The organism is Actinophytocola sp., from assembly GCF_049647105.1.
Taxonomy (GTDB): domain Bacteria; phylum Actinomycetota; class Actinomycetes; order Mycobacteriales; family Pseudonocardiaceae; genus Actinophytocola.
Genome location: NZ_JBARWZ010000197.1, coordinates 1 through 18,418, shown reverse-complemented (window position 1 = coordinate 18,418; position 18,418 = coordinate 1). Strand labels below are relative to the sequence as shown.

15 protein-coding genes are annotated in these 18,418 nt (G+C 69.2%); 9 read left to right on the top strand and 6 right to left on the bottom strand.

Going from position 1 to position 18,418, the window contains the following annotated elements; all coding sequences use genetic code 11:
* Nucleotides 1–38: 38 nt before the first annotated feature.
* Together WBA97_RS23340 and WBA97_RS23335 are read right to left on the bottom strand one after the other, a co-directional pair.
* Nucleotides 39–887: an ABC transporter permease gene (locus WBA97_RS23340; protein ID WP_424233028.1), complete on the bottom strand. Its 849-nt coding sequence runs from the start codon at nucleotides 885–887 to the stop codon at nucleotides 39–41.
* A 394-nt stretch (nucleotides 888–1,281) separates the two neighbouring features.
* Complete coding sequence (locus WBA97_RS23335) at nucleotides 1,282–2,262, bottom strand: ATP-binding cassette domain-containing protein (protein WP_424233027.1); 981 nt, start codon at nucleotides 2,260–2,262, stop codon at nucleotides 1,282–1,284.
* Nucleotides 2,263–2,798: 536 nt separating this feature from the next.
* Between WBA97_RS23335 and WBA97_RS23330 the strand changes: the two genes are divergently transcribed.
* From WBA97_RS23330 to WBA97_RS23300, 7 genes are all read left to right on the top strand, one after another.
* Nucleotides 2,799–3,740, top strand: coding sequence for a zinc metalloprotease (locus tag WBA97_RS23330; protein WP_424233026.1), 942 nt, complete (start codon nucleotides 2,799–2,801; stop codon nucleotides 3,738–3,740).
* A gap of 167 nt (nucleotides 3,741–3,907) precedes the next feature.
* On the top strand, nucleotides 3,908–5,740 hold the full coding sequence (gene treS, locus WBA97_RS23325) for a maltose alpha-D-glucosyltransferase (RefSeq protein ID WP_424233025.1): 1,833 nt from the start codon (nucleotides 3,908–3,910) through the stop codon (nucleotides 5,738–5,740).
* Nucleotides 5,737–7,086, top strand: coding sequence for a maltokinase N-terminal cap-like domain-containing protein (locus tag WBA97_RS23320; RefSeq protein WP_424233024.1), 1,350 nt, complete (start codon nucleotides 5,737–5,739; stop codon nucleotides 7,084–7,086). Before treS ends, WBA97_RS23320 begins: the two co-directional genes overlap by 4 nt.
* A gap of 114 nt (nucleotides 7,087–7,200) precedes the next feature.
* A complete protein-coding gene (locus tag WBA97_RS23315; protein ID WP_424233023.1) occupies nucleotides 7,201–7,632 on the top strand; it encodes a CBS domain-containing protein in 432 nt (143 codons plus the stop codon).
* Nucleotides 7,633–7,675: 43 nt separating this feature from the next.
* On the top strand, nucleotides 7,676–9,856 hold the full coding sequence (gene glgB, locus WBA97_RS23310) for a 1,4-alpha-glucan branching protein GlgB (protein WP_424233022.1): 2,181 nt from the start codon (nucleotides 7,676–7,678) through the stop codon (nucleotides 9,854–9,856).
* Nucleotides 9,857–9,956: 100 nt separating this feature from the next.
* Nucleotides 9,957–11,345 carry a neutral zinc metallopeptidase gene (locus WBA97_RS23305; RefSeq protein WP_424233021.1) on the top strand — a complete coding sequence of 463 codons (1,389 nt, stop codon included), beginning with the start codon at nucleotides 9,957–9,959 and terminating at the stop codon, nucleotides 11,343–11,345.
* A 101-nt stretch (nucleotides 11,346–11,446) separates the two neighbouring features.
* Nucleotides 11,447–12,916 (top strand): neutral zinc metallopeptidase, encoded by a 1,470-nt coding sequence (locus WBA97_RS23300; protein WP_424233020.1) that lies wholly within the window; start codon nucleotides 11,447–11,449, stop codon nucleotides 12,914–12,916.
* A gap of 66 nt (nucleotides 12,917–12,982) precedes the next feature.
* Here WBA97_RS23300 and WBA97_RS23295 read toward each other — a convergent pair whose 3' ends face one another.
* Together WBA97_RS23295 and WBA97_RS23290 are read right to left on the bottom strand one after the other, a co-directional pair.
* Nucleotides 12,983–13,954: a tetratricopeptide repeat protein gene (locus WBA97_RS23295; RefSeq protein WP_424233019.1), complete on the bottom strand. Its 972-nt coding sequence runs from the start codon at nucleotides 13,952–13,954 to the stop codon at nucleotides 12,983–12,985.
* Between the two features lie 38 nt (nucleotides 13,955–13,992).
* Nucleotides 13,993–14,298, bottom strand: a complete 306-nt coding sequence (locus WBA97_RS23290; RefSeq protein ID WP_424233018.1) for an MTH1187 family thiamine-binding protein — start codon at nucleotides 14,296–14,298, stop codon at nucleotides 13,993–13,995.
* A 70-nt stretch (nucleotides 14,299–14,368) separates the two neighbouring features.
* On the opposite strand from WBA97_RS23290, the gene WBA97_RS23285 reads away from it, so the two are divergent.
* Nucleotides 14,369–14,872 carry a MarR family winged helix-turn-helix transcriptional regulator gene (locus WBA97_RS23285; RefSeq protein WP_424233017.1) on the top strand — a complete coding sequence of 168 codons (504 nt, stop codon included), beginning with the start codon at nucleotides 14,369–14,371 and terminating at the stop codon, nucleotides 14,870–14,872.
* 136 nt (nucleotides 14,873–15,008) lie between these two features.
* On the opposite strand, the gene WBA97_RS23280 is transcribed toward WBA97_RS23285, so the two are convergent.
* A complete protein-coding gene (locus WBA97_RS23280; protein ID WP_424233016.1) occupies nucleotides 15,009–16,055 on the bottom strand; it encodes an ABC transporter permease in 1,047 nt (348 codons plus the stop codon).
* Nucleotides 16,052–16,969 (bottom strand): ABC transporter ATP-binding protein, encoded by a 918-nt coding sequence (locus WBA97_RS23275; protein WP_424233015.1) that lies wholly within the window; start codon nucleotides 16,967–16,969, stop codon nucleotides 16,052–16,054. Before WBA97_RS23275 ends, WBA97_RS23280 begins: the two co-directional genes overlap by 4 nt.
* Nucleotides 16,970–17,100: 131 nt before the next feature.
* Here WBA97_RS23275 and WBA97_RS23270 point away from each other — a divergent pair, with 131 nt between their 5' ends.
* The gene (locus WBA97_RS23270) at nucleotides 17,101–18,009 is read left to right on the top strand and encodes a hypothetical protein (RefSeq protein ID WP_424233014.1); all 909 of its coding nucleotides are present in this window, start codon (nucleotides 17,101–17,103) and stop codon (nucleotides 18,007–18,009) included.
* Nucleotides 18,010–18,418 lie beyond the last annotated feature (409 nt).

Here is an 18,418-nt window from a genome sequence, read left to right as displayed (position 1 = left end):
GGGGGGGCGCCACCCCCGGGATGCCCCCACCACCGTCGTCATTTCCTGTTGTAGAGCCGCATCGTCAGCGAGCCGAACACCGCGATCAGCACGGCCGAGGACACCAGTACCCACGTGATCTCACCGGCGTCCGGCACCCCCTGCATCAGGCCCCTGGTCGCCGCCACGAGGTGCGTGATCGGGTTGACCTCGACGAACGCGCGCAGCCAGCCGGGCATCGTGTCCGGTTCGACGAACACATTGGACAGGAACGTGAGCGGGAACAGCACCATCATGCTGACGCCCATCACCGACTTCTCCGACCGCAGGAGCAGACCGAACATCGTCCAGATCCACGAGAAGGCGAACGAGAACACGACCAGCAGCACCATGGCCAGCAGCACCCCGTCGACGCCGCCCGCCGGCCGGAAGCCGAGAATCAGGCCGACGACCAGGATGACCGTGCCCGCCATGACGTACCGCAGGACGTCCCCGAACAGCGCGCCGACCAGTGCGGCCGGGCGCCAGATCGGCAGCGTGCGGAACCGGTCGAACACGCCCTTCTCGATGTCGGTGTTCACCCCGACGCCGGTGTACATCGTGATCATCACGACGCTCGTCACCATGATGCCCGGCAACAGGTACTGCAGGTACTCCGTCACGGACCCGGCGAGCGCGCCGCCGAACAGGTACGTGAACATCAGCGTCATCATGATCGGGAACGCGGTCACGTCGATCAGTTGCTCCGGCACGTGCTTGATCTTCAGCAGTGCCCGCCAGCCGAACGTGACCGACGCCGACCAGGCGCTGGGTCTCGGCGGCGCCTGCCCGGCGGCGAGCACCGCGCTCAGGCTCTCGGCCGCCGGGGTGTAGCTGGCGACCTTCTCATCAGCGGCGGCTGCGGTCATGCCTTCCCCTTTCCCGCTGCGTGGCGCCGGAACGCTCCGCAAGCTCCGCTACACCGGCGCCCTCCGCGGGCGAGGTGACGTCCTGAATGTCCGCGCTGCGCTCGATGCAGTGCTCGATGCAGTGCTCGATGCAGTGCTCGATGGTTCGCTCCGCAAGCTCCGCTCACAGCTCCGCAAGCTCCGCTCACGGCTCCGCAAGCTCTGTCCGCGGCTCTGCGAGTTCCGCTCACGGCTCCGCAAGCTCTGTCCGCGGCTCTGCGAGTTCCGCTCACGGCTCTGCGAGTTCTGTCCGCGGCTCTGCGAGTTCCGCTCACGGCTCTGCGAGTTCTGTCCGCGGCTCTGCGAGTTCCGCTCACGGCTCTGCGAGTTCTGTCTGCGGCTCTGCGAGTTCCGCTCACGCCGCGCCCTCCTCGTCTGTTGCCGGGTGGTCGGTCAGCGCCAGGAACACCTCGTCGAGGGTCGGCTGACCGAGTGCGAAGTTGTCGACGGTGATGCCCGCGGCCGCGAGCTCCGCCAGCGCGCGGGACGCCTGCTCGGCCGCCACGCGGTCACTGTCCTCGCCGGACAGCTGTGCGGTCAGCGCGACCGGGTCCGCGTCGGGCTGTACCGCGGAGTCGAGCACCTTCGTCAGCAACTCCAGCGCGGCGGGCCGCTGCGCGGCGTCGCGGAGCCGCACGTGGATGGAGCCCGCGCCGACCGACGCCTTCAGCTCCCCCGGGGTGCCCTCGGCGATCACCTTGCCGTGGTCGATCACCGCGATCCGCGACGCCAGCTGGTCGGCCTCGTCCAGGTACTGCGTCGTGAGCAGGACCGTCGTCCCCTGCGCCACGATGATCCGGATGATGTCCCACACCTGGTTGCGGCTGCGCGGGTCGAGGCCGGTGGTCGGCTCGTCCAGGAACAGCACGTCCGGCGTCTTCAGGATGCTCGCGGCGATGTCGATCCGCCGCCGCATGCCGCCCGAGTAGTTCTTCACCTGCCGGTCCGCGGCGTCGGTCAGGCCGAACGCCGCCAGCAGCTGCGCCGACCGCTCGCGGGCCGCGGGCTTGCGGTGCCCGAGCAGCCTGCCGATCAGCACCAGGTTCTCGGTGCCGGTCAGGTCCTCGTCGACCGAGGCGTACTGGCCGGTAAGGCTCACCCGCTGCCGCACCGCGTCCGGTTCGCGCAGCACGTCGTGGCCGAACACGCGCGCCTCGCCGCCGTCGGGCCGCAGCAGCGTCGCGAGCATCCGCACGGCCGTGGTCTTTCCAGCCCCGTTCGGTCCGAGCACCCCGTACACGGTGCCCGCGGGCACCGCGAGGTCGATCCCGTCGACCGCCCGGTTCTCGCCGAACACCTTCACGAGGCCGGCAGTCTCGATCGCCAGCTCACCCATCTCGTTCCCCTCTATATGACATAAAGCCTGGCCGCGCGTGCCCCGCCCCACCACCCCAACAGGCGCGAGACCCCCGCGAGATCAGATCTAGCACCCCAACCCCCAGAAAACCCCGCGAGTCCACGCTTCAGAACCCGCGAGTCTTCGGTTCAGAACCCGCGAGTCCACGGTTCAGAACCCGCGAGTCCACGGTTCAGAACCCGCGAGTCCACGGTTCAGGACCCCTGAGTTTGCCGTTCAGGACTTCTGAAAGACGGTTCGCGTCTATCGGTGTCCGACGCGAACCGAGGACTCGCGAGTCCCGAACGCCCGACTCACGGATCCCGAACCGAGGACTCGCGAGTCCCGAACGCCCGACTCGCGGGTTCCGAACCGAGGACTCGCGGGGTTTGGGCGGGGTGGGTGGGGTTGGGGCAACCGGTAACTGTCAGTGGGTTTCTTGCTGCGTATGGGGTTTATTGGGGGTGGGGTAGGACGTACGGTCCGACGTATGGCGTGACGTGTATGGGTCGCGCCCCCTGCTGAGGAGTACCTGTATGTCCGCGAGAAGAACTGCCGTCCTGGTGGCGGCGTTCGCCATGTCCGCGTCCGCGTTCGCCGTGCTGCCCGCAGCAGCCGTCGTCGCGGCACCTGCCCACTCCGACGTCAGCGGCGTCGAATGCGCGACCGATGAGGGCTCGGCCGCGCGCGTCCGCCCGGGTCAGCATGCGCACGAGCGCAACGAGCTGTCGCAGAAGGAGGTCGTCGCCGCCGAGAAGGAGATGAACGCCCGGCTTGCGGGCCTGCGCGGCGCCGGCACCCAGGCCGTGACCACCGTCCCCGTCGTGTTCCACGTCATCACCGCATCCGGCGGCACCGGCAACGTCACCAACACGCAGATCAACCAGCAGATCACCGAGATGAACCAGAACTTCGCGGGCGGCGAGTCGTCGGCGGCCGCGAACACGGAGTTCCAGTTCACGCTCCAGGCGGTCCGCCGTGTGACCAACACCAACTGGTTCAACAACGTGGACACCCCGTCGGTCGAGGCCGCGATGAAGAGCGCGACGCGTGAGGGCGACGCGGGCGTGCTGAACATCTGGTCCACGAACACGAGCTACCTCGGCTTCGCGACCTTCCCGTCCTGGTACGCGGCCGACCCGGAACTGGACGGCGTCGTGATCCAGTACGGCTCGGTGCCCGGTGGCGGCATCACGAACTTCAACCTCGGCAAGACCGCGTCCCACGAGACCGGCCACTGGCTGGGCCTCTACCACACCTTCCAGGGCGGCTGCAGCACCAGCAACGACCAGGTCTCCGACACCCCGGCACAGCGCACGTCGACGTCGGGCTGCCCGTCGGGCAAGGACACCTGCACGTCGGCGGGCGTCGACCCGATCCACAACTACATGGACTACTCCTACGACAGCTGTTACAACCAGTTCACCCAGGGCCAGAAGACCCGCATGAAGAACCAGTGGGCCGCCTACCGAGCCTGATCCGAGGACCGCGCGGGCGCCGCTGGACGATCCGGCGGCGCCCGCGTCATGCACGATGCGCTCGCAGCGGTGACCATGGAGGGAGGGGTTGCGGAAGACCTGGCACCATGATCCGCAACTCCGACAAAGGCTGTTGGGGTAGATGCTGACCAAGTAAAGGTGCGGGGATGATCGATACGCCGGACGCTGCGCCGGACACCACTCGTCCGGACGCCGGCCTGGGGCTCGAAGGAGTGCCACACACCGGGGAGGCCGTCACCGCCGACGGCCATCTCGTCGAGCCGAACGCCGACGACTTCCGGCATGCGAGGTCCGCGCCGAAACAGCCGGACTGGTACAAGACCGCCGTCTTCTACGAGGTGCTGGTCCGCGCGTTCAACGACTTCACCAACGACGGCACCGGCGACCTGCGTGGCCTCGCCGACAAGCTTGACTACCTGCAGTGGCTGGGCGTCGACTGCCTCTGGCTGCCGCCGTTCTACGCCTCTCCCCTGCGTGACGGCGGCTACGACATCTCCGACTTCCGCGCCGTGCTGCCGGAGTTCGGCACCGTCGAGGACTTCGTGTACCTGCTCGACCAGGCGCACCGCCGGGGCCTGCGGGTGATCACCGACCTGGTGCTCAACCACACCTCCGACCAGCACCCGTGGTTCCAGGAGTCGCGCCAGAACCCGGACGGGCCCTACGGCGACTACTACGTCTGGTCCGACACCGACGAGGAGTACCCGGACGCCCGGATCATCTTCGTCGACACGGAGACCTCGAACTGGACCTACGACCCGGTGCGCGGCCAGTTCTACTGGCACCGGTTCTTCACCCACCAGCCGGACCTCAACTACGAGAACCCCGAGGTCCAGGACGCGATGATCGACGTCCTGCGGTTCTGGCTCGACCTGGGCATCGACGGCTTCCGGCTCGACGCGGTCCCCTACCTCTTCGAGGAGGAGGGCACCAACTGCGAGAACCTGCCGCGCACCCACGAGTTCCTGAAGCGCTGCCGCAAGGTCGTCGACGACGAGTTCCCCGGCCGGGTGCTGCTCGCCGAGGCCAACCAGTGGCCTGCGGACGTGGTGGAGTACTTCGGCGACGCGGACGCCGGCGGTGACGAGTGCCACATGGCGTTCCACTTCCCGCTGATGCCGCGGATCTTCATGGCGGTGCGCCGCGAGTCGCGGTTCCCGATCTCGGAGATCCTTGCGCAGACGCCGCCGATCCCGTCCGGCGCGCAGTGGGGCATCTTCCTGCGCAACCACGACGAGCTGACGCTCGAGATGGTCACAGACGAAGAGCGCGACTACATGTACTCCGAGTACGCCAAGGACCCCCGGATGAAGGCCAACATCGGCATCCGGCGGCGGCTCGCGCCCCTGCTCGACAACGACGACAACCAGATGGAGCTGTTCACGGCCATGCTGCTGTCGCTGCCCGGCTCGCCGGTCCTGTACTACGGCGACGAGATCGGCATGGGCGACAACATCTGGCTCGGTGACCGCGACGCGGTCCGCACCCCGATGCAGTGGTCGCCGGACCGCAACGCGGGCTTCTCGCGCGCCGACCCCGGCCGCATGTACCTGCCGGTGATCGCGGACCCGGTCTACGGCTTCCAGGCGGTGAACGTCGAGGCACAGCTCAACAACTCCTCGTCGCTGCTGCACTGGACGCGGCGGATGCTGCAGGTGCGGCGCGAGCACCCGGCGTTCGGGCTCGGCGACTTCAACGAGCTGGGCTCGTCCAACCCGAGCGTGCTCGCGTACCTGCGGCACATGTCCGCGACGGACGGTCACCCCGAGGACCTCGTCATCTGCGTCAACAACCTGTCCCGCTTCCCGCAGCCGGTGGAGCTGAACCTGTCCGAGCACGCGGGGCGGGTGCCGGTGGAGCTGACCGGCGGGGTGCGGTTCCCGGCGATCGGCGAGCTGCCGTACCTGCTGACGCTGCCGGGCCACGGGTTCTACTGGTTCCAGATCACCTCGGAGTTCGACGAAGGCGAGGCCCCGTGACGGTGCTCCGACCCACCGAACTGCCAGAGGATCTCGGCGAGGTCTTGTTACGTTGGCTCGTCGGGCAGCGCTTCTTCCGAACGAAGGGCCACGGCGCGACATCGGTGCGGACGTTGCACTCCTCGGTCCTGGTCGAGGGTGACCCGGCGCTGGTGCACGCCATGGTGTCGGTCGACGGCGGCGCCCCGTACCAGCTGCTGTTCGGGGTGCGGGAGCACGTGCCGGACGTCCTCGCGCACGCGGTGATCGGTGAGCTGGACGGCCGGGCCGTGTACGACGCCCCGCAGGACCCCGAGCTGATGGGCAGACTGCTGGATTCGCTGGTGGCGGAGGGCACGGTCGCGGGTCTGCGGTTCGAGGTGGACTCGTCCGTCGAGCCAGGCGCCCGGCCGAGGCCGATCGGCGTCGAGCAGAGCAACACCTCGCTGATCTACGGCGGCACGATCCTGAAGCTGTACCGGCAGCCAGAGCCCGGTGTGAACCGGGACGTGAACCTGCACCGCGCCCTGGCGGGCAACCCGCACATCGCGGCCCCGCTGGGGGTGCTGATCGACGAGCGTCCACCACAGCCGGTCGTGCTGGGCTTCATGCAGAGGTTCCTGCCGGACGCGGTGGAAGGCTGGGCAACCGCGACGGCGAGCGTCCGCGACCTGCTCGCGGAGGGTGACCTGCACGCCGACGAGGTGGGCGGCGACTTCGCAGGCGAGGCGGGCCGCCTCGGCGTGGCGGTGGCGGAGGTGCACAAGGCGCTGGCCGAGGCTACCGGCGTACGCATGGTCGGCCAGGACGAGCTGGCCGGCGAGGTGGCCGCGATGCACGCGAGGCTGGACCTCGTGCTGTCGGAGGTACCCGCGCTCCGGCCGGAGGAACAGGTGCTGCGCTCGGCGTTCGACGCGGTCCGCGAGATCACCACCGAGGTCCCGGTCCACCAGATCCACGGCGACCTGCACCTTGGCCAGGTTCTGCGCACGACGACCGGCTGGATCCTGATCGACTTCGAGGGCGAACCGGGCGCGACCCCGGAGCAGCGAGCCGTCCCCAGATCCCCGCTGCGCGACGTCGCGGGCATGCTGCGCTCGTTCGACTACGCCGCCTTCCACCTGCTCCCGGGCAACGACGACCCCCAGGACGACCGCCAGCGCCTGACCCGCGCGACCGAGTGGTCGGACCGCAACCGGGCGGCGTTCTGCACGGGCTACGCGGAGGTGGGCGAGGACCCGCGCGACCACCACGTACTGCTGCGCGCCCTGGAACTGGACAAAGCGGTCTACGAGGTCCGCTACGAACACCACAACCGCCCCGAGTGGGCCGCGATCCCACTGGCCGCGATCCAGCGCCGCTCCTGACCATGCCAAGGCGTGAGCGGCCGCTCATCTAGCGGCCACCGGACGCCGTGGTTAGCCTGGATCAAAGGGCCGCCGACGAGGACGGCCAACACGCCGGAGATGCGGGGTGTCCACATGCGGGTCGCGGACTTGTTGCGTAGCAAGGGTTCCAAGGTGGCCACGGTGCCACCCAGTACATCGGTCATCGAGCTTCTGAAGGATCTGGCCCGGCACAACATCGGCGCGATGGTCGTCCTGTCGGAGGCGGGTGACGTCGTCGGAATCGTCTCGGAACGGGATGTGGTGCGGCAGCTGCACGACCGGGGCACCGAGCTGCTCAGCGCCCCCGTCGAGGAGATCATGACCACGAAGGTGGTCACGTGCGGGCCCAACGACGGCGTGGACAGCCTCGCCGCGGTCATGACCGAGCGCCGGATCCGGCACATGCCGGTCGTGGACGACGGGCGGCTGATCGGCATCGTCAGCATCGGTGACGTGGTGAAGAGCCGCATCGAGCAGCTGGAGTCGGACCGCGAGCAACTGGAGTCCTACATCGCTCAGGGCTGACCTGTTGAGCAGCCGGGCCGGGTGAGCGGCAGAATGAAGACCGATGAACGCGAACCCGGGCACACCTCCCGCCGACGATCTGCGCCGGCTGCTCGCCGGCGCGCACCACGACCCCCACTCGGTGCTGGGGCTGCATTCCGACCACGCGGGCACCACGGTCGCCCGCGCGTACCGCCCTGGCGCGAAGGCGGTCGCGGTGGTCGCGGGTGGTGACCGAACGCCACTGGACGAGGTAGCGGACGGCATGTTCGCCGGCGTGGTGCCGGAGAACCCCGGCACGTACCGGCTCGAGGTCGACTACGGCGGCGACCCGCTCGTCGTCGACGACCCGTACCGCTGGCTGCCCACGCTCGGTGAGCTGGACCTGCACCTGTTCGGTGAGGGCAGGCACGAGCGGCTGTGGCAGGTGCTCGGCGCGCACGTCCGTGCCTACGAGACGGCCGATGGCGTCGTCGAGGGCACGTCGTTCGCGGTGTGGGCGCCGAACGCGCGCGGGGTGCGGGTGTGCGGTGACTTCGACGGCTGGGACGGCCGCGCGAACCCGATGCGGTCGCTCGGCTCGTCCGGGGTGTGGGAGCTGTTCATCCCCGGTCTTCCGCCCGGCACCTGCTACAAGTTCCGCATCCTCGGCCAGGACGGCACCTGGCACGAGAAGGCCGACCCGATGGCGTTCTCGACGGAGGTGCCGCCCGCGACCGCGTCGAGGGTGACGCTGTCGGCGTACACCTGGTCCGACGACGAGTGGCTGGCCCGGCGTGACGCGACCGAGTGGGTGTCGGCGCCGATGAGCGCCTACGAGGTGCACCTCGGCTCGTGGCGGCCCGGCCTCGGCTACCGCGAGCTGGCGACGGAGCTCGTCGACTACGTGGCGGACAACGGGTTCACCCACGTCGAGCTGCTGCCGGTGGCGGAGCACCCGTTCGGCGGCTCGTGGGGTTACCAGGTCACGTCCTACTACGCGCCGACCGCGCGGTTCGGTTCGCCGGACGAGTTCCGGTACCTGGTGGACGCGCTCCACGCCCGCGGCATCGGCGTGCTCATGGACTGGGTGCCCGCCCACTTCCCGCGCGACGCGTGGGCGCTCGCCCGGTTCGACGGCACGCCCCTCTACGAACACGCCGACCCGCGCCGGGGCGAACAGCCCGACTGGGGCACGCTGGTGTTCGACTTCGGCCGCAGCGAGGTGCGCAACTTCCTCGTCGCCAACGCGCTGTACTGGATCGAGGAGTTCCACATCGACGGCCTGCGCGTGGACGCGGTCGCCTCGATGCTGTACCTCGACTACTCGCGCAAGGAAGGCGAGTGGCTGCCGAACGTCCACGGCGGCCGCGAGAACCTCGACGCGGTCCGGTTCCTGCAGGAGCTGAACGCGACGGTGTACAAGCACCACCCTGGCACGGTCATGGTCGCCGAGGAGTCGACGGCGTGGCCCGGTGTCACGCGGCCGACGCACCTTGGCGGTCTCGGCTTCGGTTTCAAGTGGAACATGGGCTGGATGCACGACACGCTCAGCTACATCGGGCACGATCCGGTGCACCGTGCCTACCACCACAACGAGCTGACGTTCTCGCTGATGTACGCGTGGAGCGAGAACTTCGTGCTGCCGCTGTCACACGACGAGGTGGTGCACGGCAAGGGTTCGTTGTGGACCCGCATGCCTGGCGACGACTGGAACAAGGCAGCGGGCCTGCGTTCGCTGCTCGCGTTCATGTGGGCACACCCCGGCAAGCAGCTGCTGTTCATGGGCGGCGAGTTCGGCCAGCCCGGCGAGTGGTCGGAGAGCCGGTCGCTGGACTGGCACCTGCTGAACGAGCCGCTGCACGACGGTGTGCGGAAGCTGGTCGCGGACCTGAACCACACCTACAAGCAGCACCCGGCCCTGTTCGCGGCGGACAGCAGGCCGGAGGGCTTCCACTGGATCGACGCCAACGACTCGGGCAACAACGTGGTGAGCTTCCTGCGCTTCGACCCGAACGCACCGAGGGCGGTGCTGGCGTGTGTCGCGAACTTCGCGGGGCACCCGCACGAGAACCACCGCGTCGGCCTGCCGTGGGCGGGCCGGTGGCGCGAGGTGGTGAACACCGACGCCCAGACCTACGGCGGTTCCGGGTGGGGCAACCTTGGCGGCGTCGACGCGGTCGAACAGCCGTGGCACGGACAGCCGGCGTCGGCGTTGCTGCAGCTGCCGCCGCAGGGTGTGCTCTGGCTGGCACCGGAGGACTGACCCGCTAGCGCGACCTGCTCACCACACCCGGGGTGGGCAGGTTGACGGCCAATGCGCCGTCCTTACGACACGGACACCTGATGCGGGGCACACTGGAGCCGTGCACCTGAGATCCGTCCTGGCTCTGATCGCGCCCGCGCTGTTCGTGATGACGGCGTGCACCACCACCGTGGCCGGCACGCCGACCAACGGCGACACGGTCGTGACGAAGGACCCGGACGGGCAGGGCGGCGTCGACCCGTCGTTCGTGCACAACACCGACGGCGGCACCATCGACCGGCTCGCCGCGACCGTCGTCACGGACGTGAAGCAGTTCTGGGACGAGACGTTCCCCACCGCGTTCGACGACCAGTGGGAGGACCTCGATGGCGGCTACTACTCGGTCGACACCGCGGACGACGACGCGAAGGCGCCACCGTGCACGCGACGTGCCTCCGACGTCGAGGGCAACGCCTTCTACTGCCCGACCGAGGACGTCATCGCGTGGGACCGGGCGGCGCTGCTGCCGGTGCTGAAGGAGAAGTTCGGCGAGGCCGCGGTCATGTTCGTGCTGGCACACGAGATGGGGCACGCCGTGCAGCGGCGGACCGGGCTGACCATCGACGAGCAGCGCGACAACCCGGAGAAGTACCCGACGATCCTCATCGAGGCGCAGGCCGACTGCTACGCGGGCGCGTTCGTGCGCTGGGTCGCCGACGGCAAGGCCGGGCACCTGAAGATCTCCAAGGACCGCCTGGACACGGCCATGGAAGCGCTGGTCATGTTCCGTGACCCGGTCGGCACCGAGCAGTCCGACCAGGACGCGCACGGCGACGCGTTCGACCGGGTGTCCGCCTTCCAGGACGGCTACGACCAGGGCCTCGGCCTGTGCAAGGACATGAGCCTCGAGAACCGTACGTTCACCCAGCGTGGCTTCCTGTCGGCCGACGACGAGGAACGGGGCGGCAACCTGCCGTTCGAGACGCTGCTGACGACGATCACGCCCGACCTGGAGGCCTTCTACAAGACCACAGTCACCGGCATGGGCAAGCAGTGGGTCACGCCGTCTGTGAAGACGTCGGACGCGGCGCCGGAGTGCGCGAAGACCGACCAGGGCCCGATCGCGTACTGCCCGGAATCCCGCGAGATCGACGTGGCGACCGGCGACGAACTGCCTCGGCTGCACACCGAGATCGGCGACTTCGCGACCGGCACGATCCTCGCCTCGCGGTTCAGCATGGCCGCGCTCGCGTCGATCGGTAAACCGCTCGACGGCGAGGAGGCGCAGCGGGCGCTGCTGTGCCTGACCGGCGCGTACACGGGCATGCTGATCACGCGACAGGAGGGCTTCGCGCTGTCGCCAGGCGACCTCGACGAGGCGATCCAGGTGCTGCTGCGCTTCGACTACCCTGGCCGCGACGCCGAGGGCGGGGCGGTACCAACCGGCTTCGACCGGGTGGCCCTGTTCCGCACCGGTGCGTTGCAGGGTGTGACCGCCTGCGAACTGTGACGAATGCCCGTTTTGTCTGGTGGCTGGTTTCACGCACATGCGCCCGATCGGCCCAGTAGTGTTCCGGTCAGCCAGGACGGTCAGTGAACGGGGAAGCAGCTGTGTTAGTGCAGGGTGCGCGGTCGTGGGTGCGGATGGGACTCACCGTCTCCGCGGTCGCCGTGATGGTGGCGCAGATCGGCGGCTGCAGCCAGACGGTCGCGGGCACGCCGACCGGCGACCTCGACGGCGGGCTCGAGGTGACCAACGGTCCGACCGGCCCCCGTGAGGGCGTGGACGACGCCAAGCTCGAGGTGGAGAACACCGACGGCGGCGAGATGGACCGGCTCGCGACCAACGCGGTCTCGGACCTGTACGACTACTGGGACAAGGAGCTGGACGAGAACTTCGGCGAGAAGTTCACCCACATCGAGCGCCTGGTTTCGTACGACTCCGAGGGCGAGCCGATGACGCTGTGCGGCGCGTCGACGGAGAAGTTCCAGAACGCCTTCTACTGCGGTGGTGGCGGCGAGGACCTGATCGCGTGGGACCGCGGCGTGCTGCTGCCGATGCTGTCGGAGAACTTCCACCCGATCTCGGTCGTCGGCGTGCTGGCCCACGAGATGGGCCACGCGATCCAGTTCCGCCTTGGCGAGAAGAGCCAGATGAACCAGTCCACCCCGACGATCGTGCGGGAGCAGCAGGCGGACTGCTACATGGGCAACTTCATGCAGCACGTGGCCTCGGGCAACGCGAAGCACTTCGAGCTCAACACCGGCGAGGGCCTGAACCAGATCCTGGCGACCCTGTTCTTCATCCGTGACCCCGCCGGCTACGACCACATGACCGAGGGCGCGCACGGCCTCGCGTTCGACCGCGTCTACGCGTTCCAGGAGGGCTTCACCACCGAGGACCCGAAGCGCTGCGCGGAGATGGGCGTCGAGGAGATCGACGAACGCATCGCGGAGAAGGAACGCGCCGAGAACGACGAGGACGCGGGCGGCGAGGCCGAACTCAGCCCGAAGGTCCTCGACCTGCTGCAGGAGAGCCTGGACGACGCGTTCGCGAAGAACAACGCCGAGCAGCCGAAGATCACCGAAAACGGCGCGAAGTGCGACGATGGCGAATCGACGCCCCCGGTCTCGTACTGCGCGGACGAGAACATCGTGGGGATCGACCTCGACGAGCTGAAGCAGATCGCCGAGCCCCCGGCGGAGGGCGCGCAGCCCAACCAGGACGGCGCGGGCATCGGCGACTTCGCGGCGTTCGCGGAGATCGCGTCGAGGTACACCCTCGCGATCCAGAAGCAGGTCGGCGCGGACCTGGAGAACGGCAACGCGGGCCTGCGGACGGCGTGCCTGACGGGTGCGTGGACCGCCACCACGGTGGACGAGGACCCGAACACCCCCGACGACAAACTGCACCTGGCGGTGGGTGACCTGGACGAGGCGGTGGCCGAACTGCTTCAGGACAACAGCCTGATCGCGGCCGACGTGAACGGCAAGCAGGTCAAGGCCGGCTTCGTCCGGGTGGAGGCCTTCCGCCGCGGCTACTACGAGGGCGCGAACACCTGCACGAATGACTTCGCCTGACCGGCAGGCACCACGCGGGAAGGGCCCCTTCAGTACGTGCTGAAGGGGCCCTTCCCGCGTTGAGCGTCAGTACAGGGCGCTCGCCAGGTCCCGCCGGGCCTTGGCGACCGAGGGATCATCGGCCGAGAACAACCCGAACAGATCCACCAGGTGGGTACGAACCCGATCCCGGTCGGCCCCGGAAGTCCGCCGAATCGCCCCGAGCAGCCGCTCGAACGCCTTCTCGACCAGCTGACCGGCCAGCTCGACATCGGCGGCGGCCAGCTGGGCGTCGATGTCCTCGGGAGACGTGTCCGCCCGGACCACCACGGAAGGATCCGCGGCCTCGGCCCGAGCCAGAAACTTCACCTGGGCCAGCGCGGCCCTGGCCTGCTCGTTGGCGGGCTCCGCGTCGAGGATCTTCTGATACGCGGTGGCGGCCTCCTCGAAGGCGCCGTTCTCGAACGCCGTCTCGGCGGCGACGAAACGCGGATCCTCGACCTCGGGCTCCGGCTCGGTCTCCACCGCACCGGCCTCCGCTTCGCGAATTCCCGGCAACCGGTCCCGCAGGGCGTCCAGCAGGCTGGCGAGCCACTGCTTGATCTGCGGCTCCGGCTGCACACCGGCGAACGCCTCGACCGGCTGCCCGCCCGCGATGGCGACGACCGTCGGGATCGACTGGACGCCGAACGCCTGCGCGATCCTCGGGCTGGCGTCGACGTCGACCTTCGCGAGGATCCATGCGCCGTTCGCGGCCTGGGCCAGGCGTTCGAGCACCGGCGACAGCTGCTTGCACGGCTCGCACCACTCGGCCCACAGGTCGACGATCACCGGCACCTGCGTGGACCGTTCGATCACCTCGGCCTGGAACATCTCCTCGGTGACGTGGATAACGAAGGAGCCGTCGCCCTGGGCAGGGGCCGCCTGTGCGGCGCCACCCGGTGCGGGGGCCGGCGCCCGGTTGGCCGCCTCGGCGCGAGCCTTCAGCGCGGACAGGTCCACCGCCCCGGACAGGGCGGCCGACATAGCTGCGGTTTGACGTGGATCTGGCCTTGTCACTCATCCATCCTGGCACGCCGCCACCTCGGCGTGTCGGGCTACTCCGGGTTCTGGGACAGGTGCTCCTCGATCCGCGCCACCTTGGCCTGGATCTGGCCGTCGTGCCCGGGCCGGATGTCGGCCTTGAGCACGAGCGACACCCTCGGCGCCGTCGCGGCGACCACGTCCACGGCGCGTTTGACCACGGCCATGACCTCGTCCCACTCACCCTCGATGTTGGTGAACATCGAGTTCGTCTCGCACGGCAACCCGGACTCGCGGACCACGCGCACCGCCGCCGCCACGGCCGCGCTCACGCTGTCCGACTCGCCGCCCGCTGGGGCCACGCTGAACGCCAATAACACGCCGACTCCTCTCGATGTCCCCACCTGTGGGAAGCACCCTGGCCGGTACCGACTGGTAACTTCAACCGGCATGAGCCACCGCGCGCTGCCGTTCGACCCGATCGCCCGTGCCGCGGACCTCTGGGCCGACCAGGTCGGGCCGTCGGGCACGATGGCCGCGGTCACCAGCATCATGCGTGTCCAGCAAGTGTTGCAGTCCGCTGTGGACGCCGCACTCCGCCCGCACGGGCTGACCTTCGCCCGCTACGAGGCACTCGTCCTGCTCACGTTCGCCAAGCGCGGCAGCCTGCCCATGCGCGTCATGGGTGAGCGGCTGCAGCTGCACCCGACGAGCGTCACGAACATCGTCGACCGGCTCGAGGCCGACGGCCTGGTCAAGCGGAACCCCCACCCGACCGACCGCCGCACCACGCTCGCCGAGATCACCGACGCGGGCCGCGAACGCCGCGAGGCCGCGACGACGGCCGTGACCGACATCGACTTCGGGCTGCGCGGCCTGACAGAACGCCAGACCGCACAGCTCACCGACCTACTCGCCAAGGTCCGCAAAGCCGTAGGCGACTTCGAGGATTGACCACGCGGGTTTGATCAGCCGCGCATCTCACCGACAGAACCTCAGGGGAACGTGACGGCAGCCAGCCACAATCCGCCTGCGGTCCGCACCATGGGAATTGGACGCGACCAGCACTTTTAAATGCCGGGGAGGCGGGTCAGTCATCTTCCCATTGGAAGACCTTGGCGGCGATGAGGCCGACCACCAGCACGAAACCGGACAGCACCAGGCACGGCACCACGAGTGCGCTCGGGCCCTGGCCGCGCACCAGGAAGTCCATGATCCCGTCGTTCATGTGCCGCAACGGGAACACCTTGGACACCGACTGCATCCACGGCGGCGCCTGGTCGATCGGGAAGAACGTGCCGGACAGGAACGCCATCGGCAGCACCACGATGTTCGCCGCGCCGGTGGCCGCCTCCTCGGTCTTGCAGAACGCGCCGACCAGCATGCCGATCGCGAAGAACGCGAGGATGCCGAGCAGGAACACCGGGATCGCGAGCCACCACGTGCCGGTCAGCTGAAGCCCGAACAGCGGCAGCATCCCGACCCCGATGAACACCAGCGCCTGCACGATCGCCACACCGACGGTCACCACGACCCGCGCGCTCAGCACGGTCGTCGCCGGCACCGGCGCGAGCCGGATGCGCCGCAGCACCTGCTTCTTGCGCCACGACACCAACGTCAGCGCCGCACCGAACACGGCGGTGACCGCGACACCCCACGACATGATGCCCGGGGTGATGTACTGGATCGGCTTGAGCGAGGAGTCCTCGACGTTCGCCGAGTCCAGCACGTACCTCGGCTGTTCCCCCGTGGCGGCCTGGTTCACGTGGCCGACCACCCCGGACACGATGCCGGTCACCACCCCGGCCTGCGTCTGGTCGCTCTGCGCGAACCGGTAGACGATCTCGTCGCCGTCCTGCGCGACCATCGCGGGCAGGTCGCCTGCCCGCACCTGCCGGACCGCCTCGTCCACGGAGTCGAAGCGGGTCAGCTCAAGCGCGCCGGTCTGCTCGAGGCCGACGATCACCGGCCCGTCACCGACGATGCCGATCTCGATCTTCGAATCGCCTGCGTCGCGGAACAGCAGTCCGAACACGACGAGGAACATCAGCGGGAAGACGAACGTGAAGAACAGGGTGGCCTTGTCCCGGTAGAAGATCTTGACCATCGCCCTGGCGAGGCTCTTGAACGCGGTCATGCCCGGTACTCCCGTCCGGTCAGGTCGAGGAAGACGTCCTCGAGCGTGGCCGTGCGCACCTGCAGGCCGGCGAGCGCGCGGCGGTCGGCGAGTGCGGACAGGACGTCGGCCGGCGTGCGGGTCGAGATGGTGAGGGACAACTCGTCCACGGTGACGTCGTCCGCGCCGGGCAGCGCTTCGGCGTCCACAGTGGACAGTGAGCCGAGTTCGAGGATGACGCGGGTGGGTGCGTCGAGACCGCGGACGAGCGTTGCCGGGGCGTCCATCGCGAGGATCCGCCCTCGGTCCATGATCGCGACCCGGTCGCAGAGGATCTCGGCCTCGTCGAGGTAGTGGGTCGTGTAGAGGATCGTCTTGCCGCGCTCCTGGATGGCACGCAGCACGTCCCACAGGTTGCGGCGTGCCTGCGGGTCGAGTGCCGCGGTCGGCTCGTCGAGGAACACGACGTCCGGGTCGTGGATGAGCGCGCACGCGATCGACAGCCGCTGCCGCTGCCCGCCGGAGAGCTTGTCCTCGCGGGTGTCCGCCTTGTCGGTGAGCCCGACCAGCTCGAGCATCTCGTCGGCGCGGTCGGCACTCACCCCGTACAGGGCGGCGAAGGTCTGCAGTTGCTCGCGCGCGGTGAGCTTCTCGAAGAACGCGGTCGCCTGCAGCTGCACGCCGATCCTCGGCAGCAGTGCGATGTTGCGCGGCCACGGCGACTCGCCGAGCAGCGTCACCCTGCCGGAGTCTGGCTCGCGCAGCCCCTCGATGATTTCCAGCGTCGTGGTCTTGCCGGCCCCGTTGGGGCCCAGGATGCCGAAGAACTCCCCCTCCGCGACGGTCAGCGTCACGCCGTCGACGGCTTTGAGATCCCCATAGGCCTTCCGTACGTCCTCGACGGCGATCGCCGCCGGGTTCTCGATATCGGTCACAATGCGTGAACCTATCCGGTCACCAGGGGAAACGAGGCCCGGACGGAAGGTAGTGAACCGATCCGTGGCGGCGTCCGTGTCCATGGCACGGGCGGCACGGCGGCCGCCCCCGGACCCGGACGGGAGTTGCCGTGGCGCGAACGCACCTCGTGCTGTCGGTGGCCGCCGGGCTCGCGCTGCTCGCGGGCTGCGGCACGGGACCCGAGGAGAACACGGAAACCGCGGTGCTCGCACGGCTCGAACCTGTCCCCGCACCCGCGGTGCGCACACGGCCGGTGTCGCTGAACGCGGTGACGGTCGGGGATCTCGGCCCGGTGCTGACGAACCAGGACGGTCGCACCCTGTACCTGTCCACACGGGACAGCAAGGCGCCGTCCGTGTCCACCTGCCTCGGCGAGTGCGCACGGATGTGGCAGCCGCTGATGGCGACCGGCGACATCACCGTGTCCGGTGCCGAACAGAACATCGTGAACACGCTGGTGCGGCCGGATGGCGGTACGCAGGTCACCATCGGCGGCTGGCCGGTGTACACGTCCGCGCTGGACACCGCGCCGGGGCAGGCGAAAGGCCAGGGCGCGCACGGCATGTGGTTCGCGGTGACGCCCGAGGGGAAGAAGGCGGGCGCCCCGGCCCCGGTCTCGGTGGGGGCGGAGGACATCCCCGGGTTCGGCCCGGCGCTCACCGACCGGGACGGCCGCACGCTGTACCTCTTCACGCTCGACAACAACAAGCCGTCCCGTTCGACGTGCGAGGGCGAGTGCGCGGCCAACTGGCCGCCGCTCCTGATCACCGGCGACGTCCGGGTCAGCGGCGTCGACCCGGCACTCGTCGGTGAGGTGACACGGGCGGACGGCACGCGGCAGGTGACCGTCGGCGGCTGGCCCGTCCACACGTACACCAAGGACACGGCCCCAGGGCAGACGAACGGCCACGGCGCGAGCGGCGTGTGGTTCGTGATCGAGCCAGCGGGCTGCAAATCGACCGCGGCGGCGAGCCAGCCGCCTGCGGCCGGAGGCCCGGACGGCAGCACAGGCTACTGACCGGGGAAGGCCCGACCGGACCACCGCCCGACGCTCCCGCCGCCCCGGGCGGGCGGTGACTCCGACCGGGGAGAAAAGCCTGGTGCGCGCAAGCCACCCCCGGCAACCGCGCACCAGGCCCCTCCCCCACCAAACCCCGCGAGTCCACCGTTGGGAACCCGCGAGTCCACGCTCCAGAACCCGCGAGTCCACGGTTCAGAACCCGCGAGTCCACCGTTCGGAACCCGCGAGTCCACGGTTCAGAACCCGCGAGTCGGCGGTTCAGAACCCGCGAGTCCACGGTTCAGAACCCGCGAGTTGGCGGTTCGGAACCCGCGAGTCTTCGGTTCAGGACCCGCGAGTTCAACCCGCACGACTTCCGAGTTCGACGATCGCGGTCGCTACGCCGCGACCCGGCGCCAGAACGCCC

What these genes read in the sequence shown, in the direction of transcription:
- WBA97_RS23340 (WP_424233028.1), bottom strand. Translation starts at nt 887, where the DNA reads ATGACCGCAGCCGCCGCTGATGAGAAGGTCGCCAGCTACACCCCGGCG.
- WBA97_RS23335 (WP_424233027.1), bottom strand. Translation starts at nt 2,262, where the DNA reads ATGGGTGAGCTGGCGATCGAGACTGCCGGCCTCGTGAAGGTGTTCGGC.
- WBA97_RS23330 (WP_424233026.1), top strand. Translation starts at nt 2,799, where the DNA reads ATGTCCGCGAGAAGAACTGCCGTCCTGGTGGCGGCGTTCGCCATGTCC.
- treS (WP_424233025.1), top strand. Translation starts at nt 3,908, where the DNA reads ATGATCGATACGCCGGACGCTGCGCCGGACACCACTCGTCCGGACGCC.
- WBA97_RS23315 (WP_424233023.1), top strand. Translation starts at nt 7,201, where the DNA reads ATGCGGGTCGCGGACTTGTTGCGTAGCAAGGGTTCCAAGGTGGCCACG.
- glgB (WP_424233022.1), top strand. Translation starts at nt 7,676, where the DNA reads ATGAACGCGAACCCGGGCACACCTCCCGCCGACGATCTGCGCCGGCTG.
- WBA97_RS23285 (WP_424233017.1), top strand. Translation starts at nt 14,369, where the DNA reads ATGAGCCACCGCGCGCTGCCGTTCGACCCGATCGCCCGTGCCGCGGAC.
- WBA97_RS23280 (WP_424233016.1), bottom strand. Translation starts at nt 16,055, where the DNA reads ATGACCGCGTTCAAGAGCCTCGCCAGGGCGATGGTCAAGATCTTCTAC.